The 15,595-nt window shown below is 61.7% G+C and carries 10 protein-coding genes and 1 tRNA gene; 2 read left to right on the forward strand and 9 right to left on the reverse strand.

Annotated elements, in window-relative coordinates; translation table 11 throughout:
• Positions 1–5: 5 nt before the first annotated feature.
• The 6 genes from KY084_RS14170 to KY084_RS14195 form a co-directional block, all read right to left on the reverse strand.
• Positions 6–1,649 (reverse strand): GMC family oxidoreductase, encoded by a 1,644-nt coding sequence (locus KY084_RS14170; protein WP_219239136.1) that lies wholly within the window; start codon positions 1,647–1,649, stop codon positions 6–8.
• Positions 1,639–2,277: a gluconate 2-dehydrogenase subunit 3 family protein gene (locus KY084_RS14175; protein WP_219239137.1), complete on the reverse strand. Its 639-nt coding sequence runs from the start codon at positions 2,275–2,277 to the stop codon at positions 1,639–1,641. Before KY084_RS14175 ends, KY084_RS14170 begins: the two co-directional genes overlap by 11 nt.
• A 2-nt stretch (positions 2,278–2,279) precedes the next feature.
• On the reverse strand, positions 2,280–3,095 hold the full coding sequence (locus tag KY084_RS14180) for a hypothetical protein (RefSeq protein ID WP_246587188.1): 816 nt from the start codon (positions 3,093–3,095) through the stop codon (positions 2,280–2,282).
• A gap of 3 nt (positions 3,096–3,098) precedes the next feature.
• Positions 3,099–4,886, reverse strand: coding sequence for a thiamine pyrophosphate-requiring protein (locus KY084_RS14185; RefSeq protein WP_219239138.1), 1,788 nt, complete (start codon positions 4,884–4,886; stop codon positions 3,099–3,101).
• Positions 4,887–5,096: 210 nt separating this feature from the next.
• Positions 5,097–5,183: transfer RNA gene (locus KY084_RS14190), tRNA-Leu, on the reverse strand.
• A 162-nt stretch (positions 5,184–5,345) separates the two neighbouring features.
• On the reverse strand, positions 5,346–6,092 hold the full coding sequence (locus tag KY084_RS14195) for a FadR/GntR family transcriptional regulator (RefSeq protein WP_219239139.1): 747 nt from the start codon (positions 6,090–6,092) through the stop codon (positions 5,346–5,348).
• A gap of 122 nt (positions 6,093–6,214) precedes the next feature.
• Here KY084_RS14195 and manD point away from each other — a divergent pair, with 122 nt between their 5' ends.
• Both manD and KY084_RS14205 read left to right on the forward strand, forming a co-directional pair.
• Positions 6,215–7,483, forward strand: coding sequence for a D-mannonate dehydratase ManD (gene manD, locus KY084_RS14200; protein WP_219239170.1), 1,269 nt, complete (start codon positions 6,215–6,217; stop codon positions 7,481–7,483).
• 67 nt (positions 7,484–7,550) lie between these two features.
• Complete coding sequence (locus KY084_RS14205) at positions 7,551–8,669, forward strand: endo-1,4-beta-xylanase (protein ID WP_219239140.1); 1,119 nt, start codon at positions 7,551–7,553, stop codon at positions 8,667–8,669.
• A gap of 108 nt (positions 8,670–8,777) precedes the next feature.
• Here KY084_RS14205 and KY084_RS14210 read toward each other — a convergent pair whose 3' ends face one another.
• The 3 genes from KY084_RS14210 to KY084_RS14220 form a co-directional block, all read right to left on the reverse strand.
• A complete protein-coding gene (locus tag KY084_RS14210) occupies positions 8,778–10,730 on the reverse strand; it encodes a glycoside hydrolase family 2 TIM barrel-domain containing protein (RefSeq protein WP_219239141.1) in 1,953 nt (650 codons plus the stop codon).
• The gene (locus KY084_RS14215) at positions 10,727–13,909 is read right to left on the reverse strand and encodes a TonB-dependent receptor (protein WP_219239142.1); all 3,183 of its coding nucleotides are present in this window, start codon (positions 13,907–13,909) and stop codon (positions 10,727–10,729) included. The genes KY084_RS14210 and KY084_RS14215 overlap by 4 nt, the downstream gene beginning before the upstream one ends.
• Positions 13,910–14,121: 212 nt before the next feature.
• Entirely contained in the window at positions 14,122–15,594 is a 1,473-nt protein-coding gene (locus KY084_RS14220) for an efflux transporter outer membrane subunit (protein WP_219239143.1), read from the reverse strand.
• Between the last annotated feature and the right edge of the window lies 1 nt (position 15,595).

Consider the following 15,595-nt stretch of genomic DNA (forward strand, 5'->3'; position numbering starts at 1 on the left):
TCTCCCTACAGCTCGCCTCGTGCCGCCAAAGCCTTGATCCTGTCCGCCGTGCGGCATGCCACGGCCTGAATGGTGAGCGATGGATTGACCCCGCCGACGGTGGGGAACACCGATCCGTCGCAAACCCACAGATTGGGAATGTCCCAGCTGCGGCAATCGGCATCGACCACGCTGGTGGCCGGATCATTGCCCATCCGCGCGGTGCCGTTCAGGTGACAGGTGTCCGACATTTCCTTCCACCGTTCGGTCGCGCCGGTGGCAGCCAGGCTCCGGTCCATGAAATCGACCGCGTGGTTCATCATCGCCTTGTCGTTTTCGCTATGGGAAAAGGTGATCCGCGGGATGCGCAGGCCGTACTGATCGGTTTCATCGGCCAGCGTCACGCGGTTGCGCTCGTCGGGAAGCACCTCACCGACCATTTTCAGCCCGACCGAATGGTTGTTGCGCGCCATTTCGTCGATCAGCGCCTGTCCCCACAGTCCGTGCCCACCAGCCAGCGTCTTGGCCCAGCTGATCGGCAACGGCCCTTGGCTCATATAGGACCAGCCGCCGAAATAATCCTTGCCCATATCCGCGTAATTCCAGTGTTCGGAAATCGCCAGGCTGGGCGGCCCCTTATAGGATCGCACCTCATCCGCCACCTGACCCCAGGCCGCCTGGTTGAGTTGCACCATCAGGTTTTTGCCGACCAGCCCGGAGGAATTGGCGAGGCCGTCGGGAAATGCGTCACTCGCCGAATTAAGCAGCAGGCGCGGCGTTTCGATCGCATAACCGGCGACCACGACATGCCTTGCGCGCTGAAACCGCCATTCGCCCTCGCGCACATAATGTACGCCGGTGCAGCGTCCGTTCTTCGTTTCGATCCGGCCCACCATCGACAGGTCGCGTATTTCCGCCCCCGCCTTCAATGCGCGGGGAAGCCAGGACACCAGCACCGATTGCTTGGCGTTGGTCGAACAGCCGGTGACGCAAAAACCGCGATAGACGCATGGATGCGCTTTGCCATGCGGCGCGGAAAGCGTGGCGATCGGCGTTTCGGTCCAGTCGATGCCCAGCGCCTCTGCCCCCCGCGCAAGATATTCGGCCGCCGCGTTCATCGGATGCGCGCGCATCGGGTAACGGCCGCGCTTCGGTCCCCAGGGATAGCGGACCGGGCCGGCAATCTTCAGCGTCTTTTCGACCTCGTCATAATATTTCCACATCTCTTCCCAGCAGATCGGCCAATCGACGCCGTAGCCGAGCTTCGTGCGGGTCGCGAAATGTTCGGGGCGCATGCGAAGCGACACCATCGCGAAATGAACGGTCGATCCGCCGACCGACTTGCCCGAATTATTCGCGCCCATCGTGATCGGATTGTCGCCGTCGACAATGCGCTCGTCGGTCCAGTACAGTTTTTGCTGCTCGGTCTCGTCAGAAGCGAAATCCTGCAATGGCCGCCAATACGGGCCGGCATCCATCGCCACGACGGAAAAGCCCGCTTCGGCCAGTTTGCAGGCGAGCGTCCCGCCGCCCGCGCCCGTACCGACGATCAGAAAATCGACTTCCTTGTCATCGGCATGGCCACGCATCGGCACCCAGCCATCGGGCGTGAACACATCGGGCGCGCGGCCGTTGATCGCGCGCGGCTCAGCCTGAAATTCACTTGGCATGAAGATTACGTTCCCCGGCCGGGATCAAATGGCCATCCTTGCGCTCCGCCGCTTCCCACGGATCGCGGCGATTGGCCTGAAGCCGAACATATCCGCGCGGCGACGCGGGACCGCCGAACCCCATCGCGCTCCAGGCGCTGGGATACGCGTAATAGGCCGACACGATGTCGGGGATCAGCCGGTCGTTCCAGAACAGGTCGACGGGCAGGTTCTGCCATTCCGACGCCTTGACATCCCCGTTTTGAAGCGCGCGGATGACGTCGTCGGCGCTTGCATCATTCAGAGCGGCAAAGCCCGCGCCGTGGCGTTCGCGCGCTTCAGCATCGATAGCCTTCAACCCGCGCTCCCACGCCTCCCGGACCTGCGGCATCCGTGCATTGCGAAACCCATCGCCGCGATTGGCGGCGATTTTTTCAAGCACCTGCGCCGCGGCGTTTACCGGCGCGCGCTGTTCGGGCTGCGGGACGATCCGGTCGACCAGCTTGCGCAGCACCGCGCGCAGGGGTTCGGTAAGCGTATCGGATTCCGTCGTCGCGATCCGCTTTTCCACCGCTTCGCGCGTCTTGTCGTTCCAGCTTGGCGTATCGCGCTTTTTCAGCACGTCATAATCGGGAAACCGGTCGGCCATGGTCAGCGCCTCGCCTTCATCAGCAGCAATGCGCCAAGTCCCGCTATGGCAAGTCCGGTAAAGGCGGGTGGTGCGGGAATTGGTGGGCCGGCAAGGATATTCTGCCGCCAGTTGCGAAATCCGCCCATGTTGCGGGCGACGCCATAGGCATGAAAGCCGACGCCGAGTATGCCCACCACCGCCGTCGCCGCCAACAGCACCGTGGTCGCGGGCCGCACGGTATCTTCGATCACATCGCGCCCTAGCGAAATCGCCGCGATCGGCGGCAGGGTGACCGGCAGCCACATGAACGGATCATGATATGCGCCGCGAAAATGCAGCAGCGCCGCTTCGCCGACCGTACCAAGGATGCCGACACTCACTACGCCGCCGACCGCGCGGCCCGATGTCAGGCCGATGGGGCCAAGCTCCTCCTCGCCCTTGGAAAGCCGATCGGCGATTCCGCCCAGCATGCCCGACAGCACAAGCGAGGCAGGCGCGCCGACCGGAGCGCCATAGAACAGATTGGTGAAGGTGAGCCCGCCCGGTCGTTTCGTCACGTTATAGACATGAAAGCCCAGTCCGATCAGCCCAACCGCGGTCGATGCGACATGGCTGATCGTTGGCGCTTCCGACCCGCCGCTCTCGGGTTTTCCCGATCGACGTGCGTTGACCGCGATACTGAGCGCCGCCGACCCCAGCGGCAACACCATGGTCGGGTTTGCGAAAGACCCGCGATAATGTTCCAGCCCGCTATCGGCCAGTACCGAGGACGCAAGCATTGCAGCGCCCCCGGCGATCAGCCGTGTCGCGACGATGTCGATACGTGACGCCGCCATGACCTATTCTTTGTCGCCGCCAAACACCCCGGAAAACATCTGTTTCATGCTGCCCTTGATGACGCCCTCTTCGTCAGGGTCGCCCTTGATCAACGTCGAGGTGAAGGCGCGCGCCTGATCGAAAGTGATGTGCGGCGGCAGCGGCGGCACCTCGCCATCGGTCTTCGCCTCGATCACCACCGGCCGGTCTGCGGCGAGCGCCTCTTCCCAAGCGCCCGCAACTCGATCCGGATTATCGACGTAAATGCCTTTCAGCCCAATCATTTCGGCGAACTTGTGATAAGCGACATTAGGGATTTGCTGCGTTGCCTCGAACCGCGGATTACCCTCCATCACCCGCTGTTCCCACGTCACCTGATTCAGGTCCTCATTGTTGAGCACCAGCACGACAAAACGCGGGTCGGACCATTTGTGCCAATATTTGGAAACGGTAATCAGTTCCGCCATATTGTTCATCTGCATGGCGCCATCGCCCACGCATGCGATGACCGCGCGGTCGGGATAGGCGTATTTCGCCGCGATGGCATAGGGCACACCGGCCCCCATCGAGGCGAGCCCGCCCGATAGCGAACACATCATCCCGCGACGGATTTTCAGGTCGCGCGCATACCAGTTGGCGACGCTCCCCGAATCGCTGGTGATGATGCAGTTGTCGGGAAGCCGTGGGCTGAGTTCGCGAAACACGCGCTGCGGATTGAGCGGGTCGGCCGAAACCATCGCGCGCTCGTCGAGCGTCTTTTCCCACTTCGTGTTCCAGTCGGCGATCTTCTGCCGCCAATCGCCGCTTTTCTGGTTCAGCATGGGCAGCAATGCTTCGAGCGTCGATTTGACGTCGCCGGTGAGGTTCACCTCCATCGGATAGCGGATCGACAGCATGCCCGGATCGATATCGACCTGAACGCCGCGTGCCTGACCTTCCTTTGGCAGGAATTCCGAATAGGGAAATCCCGAGCCGAGCATCAGGAAAGTGTCGCATTCCTTGATCATATTGTCGGTGGGTTCGGTGCCCAGCAGCCCGATCGATCCGGTCACCCAGGGCAGGTCGTCGGGAAGTACCTGCTTGCCAAGCAAGGCCTTGGCCGCCCCGGCATCCAGCCGGTCGGCGGTCGCGATCACTTGATCCACGGCGTTCTTCGCGCCCGCGCCCACCAGAATGGCGACCTTTTCGCCGGAATTGAGCACATCGGCGGCGCGGCGCAGATCGGCGTCTTCGGGAACGACCTTGGGCGGCGTCCAGCCGATTCCCGAAAATACCGCACCGTGCGAGCGCGGCGGCTGCTCCATCGGCAGCGACTGCAGATCGTTGGGAAGCACAAGCGCGGTCACGCGGCGTTCGCCCATTGCGATCCGCACCGCCCGGTCGATCAGGTGTCTGACCTGCGCGGGCACCATCGCGGTCTGGTTGAACGCGCCCGCGACATCCTTGAACATAGCGCCGAGGTCGAGTTCCTGCTGATAATGCGCGCCGATCGCGGTGCGCGCCTGCTGCCCGACAATGGCGAGGACCGGCATATGGTCCATTCGCGCGTCATATAAGCCGGTCAAGAGGTGCGCAGCGCCCGGCCCGGACGTGGCCAGGCACACGCCCAGCTCGCCGGTGAATTTGGCATGCGCGGACGCCATGAACGCCGCCATTTCCTCGTGCCGCGTCTGAACGAAGTCGAACTCTCCCTCGCTGCGGTCAAGCGCACCGAGCAACCCGTTGATACCGTCGCCCGGATACCCGAAGATTCGGCGCACGCCCCATTGATGCAATCTTTCCCAAAAGAAATCTCCAACGGTCTGCGCCATGCCGCGCCTCCTCAAAATTCAAGCGTCACAATGATTCGGTAGTGACTTCGAAACGGAAGGCAGCCGCGCTCGTTCCGATGCGCCGCGGGAATCTTTTCAAAGACTGATCTGGATTAAATTTGCCGCATCCGCGCCGGTGCGAAGCCGTTTTATGGCAGGGGATTCGCCAGACTGTACAATATCACTCCGGCGCCCCGGCCGGAGGAAAGATGGTGCGGTCGAGAAGACTCGAACTTCCACGGCCTTTCGGCCACAACGACCTCAACGTTGCGCGTCTACCAGTTCCGCCACGACCGCACACAATATTCGCCGGACATCACGGTCCAGCGCTGGCAGGCGTGCGCCCCTAGCAAAGCCTTTGGCGGCTGGCAACTGATCTTGCGCGCCGGTTGGAAAATTGTCGGCCGGACAGACGATTGCCCCATGCCCCGTCAGGGCAATGGTTCACGTTTCGACGCTTCATTTCAACGAAAATTGCTGCCGTTGCGCAGCGACGCGCGCCCGTGCCTGTTCGATTTCCTGTACTTCCGTGGCGTGGAGCAGCGATTCGAGCACGCGCGACAGATGCGACACCATTGCCCGTCTCGCCTCCGCAGCATCGCCGGATCGCAACGCCTCGACGATCGCCGCATGTTCGTCGATGATCGGCCCAACCCCGGCCGAATGGGCTTTGTCGCTCAACAAACGATATTGCGGCGATCGCGCACGCGCATCCCACAATGTTTCCACCGCGTTATAAATGGCGCTGTTGTTCGTAGCCTGGGCAATCGTCATGTGAAACTGACGATCCGCCGTTTCCTGCGCAGGAATGTCCCCCACCGCCGATTGCATGCGGTCGACCAGCGCGTCGAGTTCCGCCAGCGCAGCCTTGTCAATTCGCGGCGCAGCAATCGCGCAGGCTTCGCCTTCGATCGCGCGGCGCGCTTCGATAAGTTCGAAGGGACCTACATCGGCCTGGCTCTGCTCACCGCCTTCCGGTTCGGTCGCAACGACATATACGCCCGATCCCATGCGCACCTCGACAAGACCGTCGAGTTCCAGCGCTATGATCGCTTCGCGTATCGTCGGACGCGACACGCCATAGCTCTGCGCCAGATTGCGTTCGGCGGGTAGCCGGCTGCCAATTGGATATGCGCCTTCAGAGATTTTCGCTCCAAGGTCGCGAGCCACGCGCTCGTACAGGCGGCCATTGTCCGAGTTTTGCATTGCCGATGTCTATCATCGCGGTCGTTTGCCCGACAAGCGGCTTGGTCTACCCACAAAGGTTCTTTGAAAACTGGACAAGCCAATTTCTGATATCTATCAATTTGGTCAGACAGGATGAGATGATGCCCCAACCCAAACCCGACGAAAACGCGCGCGCTTGGCACGCAAGCGCAGCGAGCAAGGTCCGAATCACCGGTGCGAAGGTGATCGTCACCTGCCCGGGACGCAACTTCGTCACGCTGAAGATCGAAACCGATTCCGGCGTGTACGGCGTCGGCGATGCCACGCTTAACGGCCGCGAGCTGGCGGTAGCGTCGTATCTTACCGATCACGTCAACGACTGCCTGATCGGTCGCGACGCGCATCGTATCGAAGATATCTGGCAATTCCTGTATCGGGGCGCATATTGGCGGCGCGGGCCGGTAACGATGGCCGCGATCGCAGCGGTCGATACCGCCCTGTGGGACATCAAGGGCAAGCTTGCCGGCCTGCCGGTCTACCAGCTTCTGGGCGGCGCGGCGCGCGACGGGGTGATGGTATACGGGCATGCCAATGGCGCGGACGTGGACGAAACCGTCGCGAACGCGCTGCATTATAAGGAATTGGGGTACAAGGCGATCCGCCTGCAATCCGGCGTACCGGGCCTTGCCTCGACCTATGGTGTTTCCAGGGACCGCTATTTCTATGAGCCCGCCGACGCACGGCTCCCCACCGAAAATATCTGGTCGACCGAAAAATATCTTCGTTCGGTGCCGCCATTGTTCGAAGCGGCGCGAAAGGCGTTGGGATGGGACGTGCACCTGTTGCACGACGCGCATCACCGCCTGACGCCGATCGAGGCAGGGCGGCTGGGCAAGGAGCTTGAACCCTATCGTCCATTCTGGCTCGAAGATGCAACGCCGGCGGAGAACCAGGCCAATTTCCGTCTGATCCGCCAGCACACCACGACGCCGCTGGCAGTCGGCGAAATCTTCAACTCGATCTGGGATGCCAAGCAGCTGATCGAGGAACAGTTGATCGATTACATCCGCGCCACCATCGTTCACGCCGGTGGTATCAGCCATTTGCGCAAGCTGGCGAACTTTGCTGATCTGCACAATGTTCGCACCGGCTGCCACGGCGCTACCGATCTGTCGCCGGTATGCATGGCGGCGGCGCTACACTTCGACCTGTCGATCGCGAATTTCGGCGTGCAGGAATATATGCGTCACACGGCGGAAACGGACGCGGTTTTTCCGCATCATTATCGGTTTGCCGATGGCATGATGCATCCGGGCGATGCGCCCGGCCTCGGCGTCGACATCGATGAAGCACTCGCCGCCCAATATCCCTACGAACCTGCTTCGCTCCCCGTAAACCGGCTCGAAGACGGCACCATGTTCAACTGGTGAGGCCGGTTGGACCGATCCGCGTTCGCCGAAGCAATATCAGGCAACATACCGAAAAGGAGAGGCTGTGATGGCGGTTGATCGACGCACCCTGATTGGCGCTGCGCTGTGCGCGCCGATATTCGCGCGTGCGGGGCATGCCGCCGCCGCGCCTACGCTGACCGGAGCGGCAGCCGCCAAAGGCATACGGTGCGGCAGTATTCTTGCCGAACGATATCTGCAGGATCATCACTATCGTGATCTGATCGCGGACCAGTGCGGCATTGTTACATTCGAAAATGCGCTGAAATGGACCGCTCTACGCCCGTCAGCGGACAAATTCGATTTCAGCCGTTCCGACAAGCTGCTGCAATGGGCCACCGGCGCCAATATGGAAGTAAGGGGCCATAATCTGCTCTGGCCCCGCCAGGACCGGCTGCCGAAATGGCTGGCCAGCTATGATTTCGGCGAGAAGCCGGGGGAGCGTTCGCAGGCGCTGGTCGGCGATCATATCGAAACCGTGATGCACCGCTATGCGCCGTATATGCAGAGTTTCGATGTGCTCAACGAAGCCATTCAACCGGAAAGCGGCGACTATCGCAAATCGGTGCTGACGCCCACGCCCGGCGCCGCCGAAGCGTTGTTCGATTTCGCATTCCATACCGCGCGTCGCGCCGCACCGAATGCTCAGCTTGTCTACAACGACTATATGGACTGGGGCGACGGATCAAAGGCGCATCGGGCCGGTGTTCTGCGCATGCTGGAAGGGTTCCGCAAACGCGGCGTTCCGATCGACGGACTTGGTATCCAGGCGCATGTCACCGCGACCGCCGACGCCGCCACGATCGCGCGGCGCGAACGGGACTGGCGCGCCTTTCTTGACGAGGTGACGGACATGGGATTTCGCCTTCTGGTAACGGAATTCGATGTCGACGACCGGGATCTGACGGGGGATGTCGCGACCCGCGATGCGCAGGTGGCGGGGTATGCCCGCGCCTATGCCGATTTGATGCTCGACTATCCCCAGCTTGGGACCTTCATGCTCTGGGGCCTTGTCGATCGCTATAGCTGGCTTCAGGATTTCCGCCCGCGCAAGGACGGGCTCGAAAAGCGGCCGAACCCCTATGACGACCAGTACCGTCCAAAGCGGCTGCACGATGCGCTGATTCAGGCGTTCAACCACGCCGCGCCGCGCAAGCCCAGCTATTAGGCGGGTCAATGGCGTGGTGGGAACGCCCCGGTTCGGCACCTGCACCTGTCAATTGAGAACGCTTTGGGCGGCCAGGCCGGAACGACGGCCACCGCCCAATCGAAGATTTTACGCGTCGGCGTCGCTCCGCCATTTCGACCGAAGCAGATGCGCGGCAAGCTTGGGAGTCCTGTCCCGAGTGAACACCCCCTTCAGGTTCATTGACTTCGCGCGCGTCACCGCCTGCGGCGTTTTGAAATCGGCGAAGGCCCAGGGATGTTCGCCGATTATATAGGAATAGCGGCCCAGCACCTTCAGATACATCGCGATCATGTCGGCCTGATATTCCTCGCTCCACATGCGCGGCGGGTCGGCGTGATTCCCCGCGACCGCATCGGCCCCGAATTCGGTAATGATGACGGGTTTGCCGGGATGATCGGTGTGCAGTTGTTCGAGCTCCTTGACCAGCGCCGCTTCGGCTTCCTCCAGCCGGCCGCCATATTCGTACCAGCCGTCATAGGAATTTGCGCAGATCACGTCCCCCTGCCCCACCCATTCGGCCGGGCCGTGCTGCAGACTGACCAGCGTCGCCGGGCGGCTGGGATCGGCGGCGCGCACGATCGCAAACATATCGGCAAAGAAGGCCGTCCCCTTGGCGACAGCATCGGCGGGCGCTCGGTCGAGCGTGCGAAATGGCTTGGTGAGCGCTTCATTGCCGATCGACCACAGCACGACCGATGCGTAATTCTTGTCCCGCTGTATCCGCGCCTTCAGATCGGCGGCAAGTTGCCTGTGCTGCGCCGCAAGCACGTCGTCGGAATCGGAAAAGGCAAGGCTGACCGCCGAGGATTCGGCGATGACGAGAAAACCGTACCGATCCGCCAGCATCATCGCTTCTTCCGCGCAAGGGTAATGCGACGTGCGAAAGCTGTTGGCGCCGATCCAGCGGAGCAGTTCGAAATCGCGCACCAGCACCGCAAGGTCCAGTCCGCGCCCATGCAGGAAGAAATCTTCATGCCTGCCGAAACCTGTCAGATGGACGGGTTCGCCATTGAGCAGAAGCCGTTCACCATCGACCGCGATCGTGCGCAGTCCGATTGGCATTTCATAGACATCAGCCGGCGCGCTGGCTTCTCCAAGCGCTACTGAAAGCGTGTGCAGAAACGGATCGGACGGCTGCCACAGGCGCGCATCGGACACTTGCAGGTTGACCGTTCCCCGGCCGTTTCTGATCGCGGCGGTCGCCGCTATGCGTCGCTTGCCGTCGGACAGGGACACGGCGGCGCGACCGTTCCAGCCATCGTTCACGCCGATTTCGATTTGCGCGATCGCAGTGCCGCCGTTGCGGCGCGTCGTCACCGTCAGATCGTAAACCTGCGTTTCCGGCACCGCGCAAAGCAATACCGGTCGATCAAGGCCGGAATAGGGGAAAAAGTCATATGCCGTGCCGGGAAAATCACTTTCATAGAAACGATACCGGCTGCGGTCAGGCAGAGCAGGCACGCGATCGGCGCGCAGCTCGTTCTCGACCATCACCACCAGCCGGTTTTCGTCATCGGGACGAAGCGCTGGAACAGCATCCAGCGCGAATGGCAAATGCCCGCCGACATGCTCCCCCAACAGCCTCCCATTCAGCCAGACTTTCGCGCGGTAGCTTGCCGAACCGAAGCGCAGGTAGATTCTTTTGCCACGCCAGCCTGGGTCCATCCGAAACGATGTTTCATACCAGGCCGTACCGAAATAGTCGGCGGTGTCGTCGAACAGGTCGTTCCAGCTGCACGGAACCGCAATGGTGCGCGTATCGTCCAGTCCGCGAAACCAGCCGTCTTTTTCGCCCCGCCCGTCGGGGTCGAGGCGGAACCGCCAAAGGCCCGACAGGTCTCTCGTTTGGCGGGTCCTGCTGGAATGCGGATAGAGAATCGGCGCGGGTTCGCGCGGCGGCGATGCAGCGGCCGTCCGCGCCGGCGCGGCCTCTCCCTCCGACGCGCCGGCGCTCAGCGACAGTGCGACGCCGATCGCGCCCAGCGTCTCGCGGCGGTTGAGCGTTACGCGCGTCGGCTCTTCGGGGGGCCGCTCGCTCATGAACCGAACCGCGCGCGCACCGACAGCGTGAAGCGACGATCGGTAACGAACCACGATCTTGGCGCACGCAAAAGTTCGTCGTTGATAACCTGAGTCGTGCGAGTCTGCTTGTCCGTCAGATTGACCGCCTGGATACCGATCCGCACTCGCGGGGTAACGTCGTAGAAGATCGAGGCATCGAGTTGCCCGGTCGGCTCCGCAAAAATCGGCGCAAACGGCACGATCACGTCACGCGTCGTCAGCAGATAGCGGGACCGCCAGGTATATGCCGCGCGCATTTCCAGTTTGCCGTACTGATAGAAGGGCTGAATATTGTAGGTGTATTTCGACAGCCCTTCGAGCGGCAATTTGCTGGTGTCGACGCTGGCGACGTTGCCCGCGGCGACATCGGGATCGGTGACCGACAAGGTGCTCTGCTGCACGCCATTGGCATCGACATAGGTGAAATTCGCCGAAAGCCCCAGGCCCGAAAGGATTCCGGGAAGGAAATCATAGGTCTGCGAATAGCCGAACTCCGCGCCCTTCACATGGCCCGTTTCGGTCGAATTGACCGGCGTCGTCACGATCCCGTCAAAGGTGACGCCGTTGTTGGTAAAGCTCAATCGCTGGGTGCCGTTGGTGACGACCCCGGTCAGATCCTTTTTGAACAGGGCCAGCGAAAGCTGCCCGGTCTTTCCGAAATAATATTCGGCAGTCAGATCGTAATTATTGGCACGCACCGGTTTCAGATACGGATTACCGACATTGATCACCGCCTCCGGAGCGCCGTTCGCCTCGATAATCTCGTTCGCGGTGGAAAGCACCACATCATAATAATCGCGGGTCAGGCCGAAATCGGGCGGCGCGATCGATTTGTTGAACGCGAAACGGAACAACAGGCCATGCCCAACCGACAGCTTCATGTTCAGCGAAGGCAGGAAATAATCATAATGAATCTTAGCGCGGTCCGGCGTAAGCGCGCCATTGGCAAACGCGTTCGCCGCAGCGAGCGTATCCGCGCCTAGTTCGCAAAAGGGCGATGTTGCGGCCGGCGGCTCGGGACAGGTATAGGTATGCTGCGGAAACGACATATAGCCTGAGGCCACGCGCCGCGTTGAGGTATAGCGCACGCCGGCATTGCCCGTCAGTTTCCAGCCATTTGCGAATTCGCCGCCGAAACGCGCCTCCACATACGCGTCGTTGACGGTTTCATGAACCGGATTGATTTCGCCGGGCAGGAACGACGTGCCATCAACCACGCCGCAGCGTTGCGCCACCGGCACCCAGTTTTCGGGACAGCCATTGACTAGCCGCGCCCGCCATTCATCGCCAATCTGAAGCAGCGCGGCGCTTGCGCTCGCATAGTCTTTCAACAGCGAACCAGGGAAGAACAGCCGTCCTTCATTTGCCGGACTGTTCGCCTGCCCCCGGAAGAAATTGTTGAAGAAATGCGGTTCGGACGGTCCCGGCGCACCACCGGCGACGCTGGGATCGCCATTGACGCCCTCGTCCAGCCAGACGGGTCCGCCGCCACCCCAGACGTCGCTCAAGGATCCGTAATTATAGCGGGAATACCGCGCGACATTCTTGCGGTCCGCATAGCGATAGCCCACGCGGATCGAGTTCAGCCAGCCGCTGGGTATCGAATAGGCAAGGTCCACTTTCGCGGCGTCTTCATTGCCGTCGCTTTCCTCCAGATGATCCATCGCGGCGCTGTAATAGCTGTTGTACGGATCGAGATAGGAATCATGCGGCGACAGCAGATAGGAAGGCGGGAACGAAACGCCGGGACAGGCCGCCGCTGTCGGGCAGGTCTGTACCGGGATGAAATTGACATAGGGCACCTTCGATCCGTTCATGCCGATCTCGACATCCTGGAACGATGCGGTCCGCACGCTCATATCGTAATTGTCGACCGATGAATCGACATGCTGATAATCGATCATCAGATCGAGGCGGCTGTTGATATCCCATTTGAAATTGGCGCCGAAATCCTGGGTGACGAGCCGGCGACTGATATATCGCGAAATATTGCTGCTTTTCAGGCCGGTGAGCGGCGTACGCGCGCGTGAATTATACTGGTCATCACGATATCCGGTGTTCGACGTAAGCGCGCCGGATGTGAACAAACCATCGTCGTCAAAGGTAAGCGTCGACCCGGGAACGGCCTGCGAATCACCGTGCGAGGCGACACTGTCGGTTGCAATCTCGGAAGTATATTCCAGCGTTTTTTCGCGCGCATCGGACCGCAGGAACTGCATCGTCAGGTTCATCGACCCGTCATTGCTGCGCCATTGCAGCGCACCGGCATAGCCGTAACGGACGCGATTGAACGTTTGCGACCGCTCCCCCGCGCCGCGCGGCACATAGACGGTGCTAACCGCGTCGGGATCGCCACCGGGCAACAGGCTGCCATCTGCACCCAGTCCGCGCTGGCCATAGTTCGAAATCTGGATGCCGTCGGCGCGCGATCGCAGCTGCGATCGCACAAAACTGCCCAATATGCCGAATTCCCCGATGCCGGTCTGGAACCGGTCGCTGGCGAGGACCGAAATATTGGGCGCGGACCGTTTCGAAAAATCGCCGTAATTTTGTTCGAGCGTTCCGGCAAGCAGCAGGCCCTTGGCATCGAAGGGAACGCGGGTACGCAGATTGACGGTGCCCGAAATCCCGCCCTCGATCATGTCGGCGCTCGCGCTTTTTACGACGTCTACCCCTGCGAGCAGTTCGGACGGCACATCGGCGAACGACAGGCCACGGCCATTATTGGCGGTGAAGGTATCCCGCCCGTTCAACTCGCTGCGCGTATAGGTCAGGCCACGTATCACGACGCCGCTGCCCTCGACCGAAAAGTGATCGGGATCGTTGCCCGCCTGAAAATGGCTGATCGACACACCGGGGATGCGTTGTACCGCTTCTGTCACGCTGCGATCGGGAAGCGCGCCGATATCCTCTGCCGACACGCTGTCCTGCACGACATCGGCGTCCTTCTTTCGATTGCGCGCCGATTCGATGCTGCTGCGGATTCCGCGGACGATGATATCGTCGGTGGATACCTGCTCGTCCGTCGTTTGATCGGCCGATTGCGAATCGTCGGAACCGGCCGAAGTCTGTGGCGCCTGCTGCGCATAACCTGGCGTTGCGACGGAAAGCGCGGCGATCGACGCCCCGACCAGCAGCATTTTCGATCTTGTGTTCATGAAAGCCTCCCCTTTCCAGATTCGATAGTCTGGCTAGGTCAACTTTACTGAACTGGTCATACCAAAACAAGCGTTGTTTGATTTTCGGCCTGATCGGCTTTGCGATCGAAATATCGGCCGCCTTCCTCCATACGGAAATTGCCCGCGATCAATGGCGGGGAAGTCGTTTCAAGGTGTCGAAAGTCGTCGCGCCTACGCTTGAAGCGCGAAGATCAATCGTCGGCAGCACCGGTCCATCCGCCTGCGGTGGCGACATACAGGCGCGCGATGTTGAGGAACTGTCGCGACCGGGCGCGAACCAGATTCGACCGGGCGCTTTGATATTGTCGTTCGGAATCGAGCGTTTGCAGGATGCCGCTATTGCCCACTTCATAGCTGCGCCGTGACAGATGGAGCGAGCGCCCGGCGACCGCAACCGCTTCACGCTGGTTGCGCACCGACCGCGCGTCGCTATCCACCGCCTGCAACAGGTCCGCGACCTGCCGGAACGCGTCGAGCACCGTCTGGCGATAGGTGGCGGCCGCCGCGCGCGCGCGGTCCGCCGCGGCGCGCTTGTTCGCCTTCAGCGTCCCGCCGTGGAATATCGGCGCGGTCAGCCCGGCGAACAGATCGAAGCCGCGCGTCGAACCGCTCAACAGGTCTTCGGGACCCAGTGCGCCCTGGCTTACGGTGCCGCCCAGCGTGACATCTGGATAAAGCCGCGCAGTGGCCACCCCGACAGCAGCGGTGGCAGCATGCAGATCCGCCTCAGCCTGCAGGATGTCCGGGCGTTTGTGGACCAGTCGCGACGGGATCGCGACCGGAATGGTCTGCGGCAAGGTCAGCGATTCGAGGTCGAAATCGGTCGCCCCCAGTTCCGCCGGGGAAATGCCGGTCAGCGTGGCAAGCATATGGCGCGCTTCGGCAAGCTGCTGGTCGAGCTGCGGTATGTCTCCGCGGTCGTTCTCAAACTGGCTCTGCGCGTTGAGCACTTCGACCAGCGTGCCCTCGCCCGCCTCTTTGCGCTTGCTGGTAAGGTCGATGTTGCGCCGGTCCTCTGCCAGCAGCGCATTGGCAGTGTCGATCTGCGCGCGCAACGCGGCGATAGTCAGCACCTGCGTCACCACCCGTCCGGCGACCGACAGATGCGCGGCTTCGGTGCGATGAAGCTGGGCCTGCGCCTCGGCCGCGCTCTGTTCGACCTGCCGCCGCTGGCCGCCAAAGGGATCAAGGTCGAACGACACCCCGCCGCCGATCGAATACAGGTCGAATTCGGGATTGCCGCTAAGGCCCAGCGCGGGGTTGGGTTCAAGGCCGAATGCAGCCAGATTCACCTGTTCATGTTCCACCCGGGCATTGGCATCGACCTGGGGAAGCTGCTTGCCGCGCGCCGCCGCAAGCTGTTCGCGCGCAGCGGCCAGCGTCGCATTGCTCGCTTCCAGACTAGCATTATGCGCAATCGCCCGATCCACCAGCGAGTCGAGTTCGGCCGATCCGAACGCCGTCCACCAGCGCAGCGCAGGTCCCGCGCCCTGCGTTATCTGTGGCGTGCCTGCAACCACGGGCTGCTGGCCGTCCTGCGCCGAGCGATATGCGGTCGCACTTGGGGAAGCGGGCGGCGCGAAATCCGGCCCGACGGTGCACCCGCCAAGCGTAGCGGCGATCGTGGCGGCAAGGGTCGATTTCCAGAGAAGGGCGGTACGCATG

The organism is Stakelama flava, assembly GCF_019351405.1.
GTDB lineage: Bacteria > Pseudomonadota > Alphaproteobacteria > Sphingomonadales > Sphingomonadaceae > Sphingomonas > Sphingomonas flava_A.

Coding starts and splice junctions, on each gene's coding strand:
- KY084_RS14195 (WP_219239139.1), bottom strand. CDS start 6,092: ATGCAAAACTCGGACAATGGCCGCCTGTACGAGCGCGTGGCTCGCGAC.
- KY084_RS14215 (WP_219239142.1), bottom strand. CDS start 13,909: ATGAACACAAGATCGAAAATGCTGCTGGTCGGGGCGTCGATCGCCGCG.
- KY084_RS14205 (WP_219239140.1), top strand. CDS start 7,551: ATGGCGGTTGATCGACGCACCCTGATTGGCGCTGCGCTGTGCGCGCCG.
- KY084_RS14170 (WP_219239136.1), bottom strand. CDS start 1,649: ATGCCAAGTGAATTTCAGGCTGAGCCGCGCGCGATCAACGGCCGCGCG.
- KY084_RS14220 (WP_219239143.1), bottom strand. CDS start 15,594: ATGCGTACCGCCCTTCTCTGGAAATCGACCCTTGCCGCCACGATCGCC.
- KY084_RS14175 (WP_219239137.1), bottom strand. CDS start 2,277: ATGGCCGACCGGTTTCCCGATTATGACGTGCTGAAAAAGCGCGATACG.
- manD (WP_219239170.1), top strand. CDS start 6,215: ATGCCCCAACCCAAACCCGACGAAAACGCGCGCGCTTGGCACGCAAGC.
- KY084_RS14210 (WP_219239141.1), bottom strand. CDS start 10,730: ATGAGCGAGCGGCCCCCCGAAGAGCCGACGCGCGTAACGCTCAACCGC.
- KY084_RS14180 (WP_246587188.1), bottom strand. CDS start 3,095: ATGGCGGCGTCACGTATCGACATCGTCGCGACACGGCTGATCGCCGGG.
- KY084_RS14185 (WP_219239138.1), bottom strand. CDS start 4,886: ATGGCGCAGACCGTTGGAGATTTCTTTTGGGAAAGATTGCATCAATGG.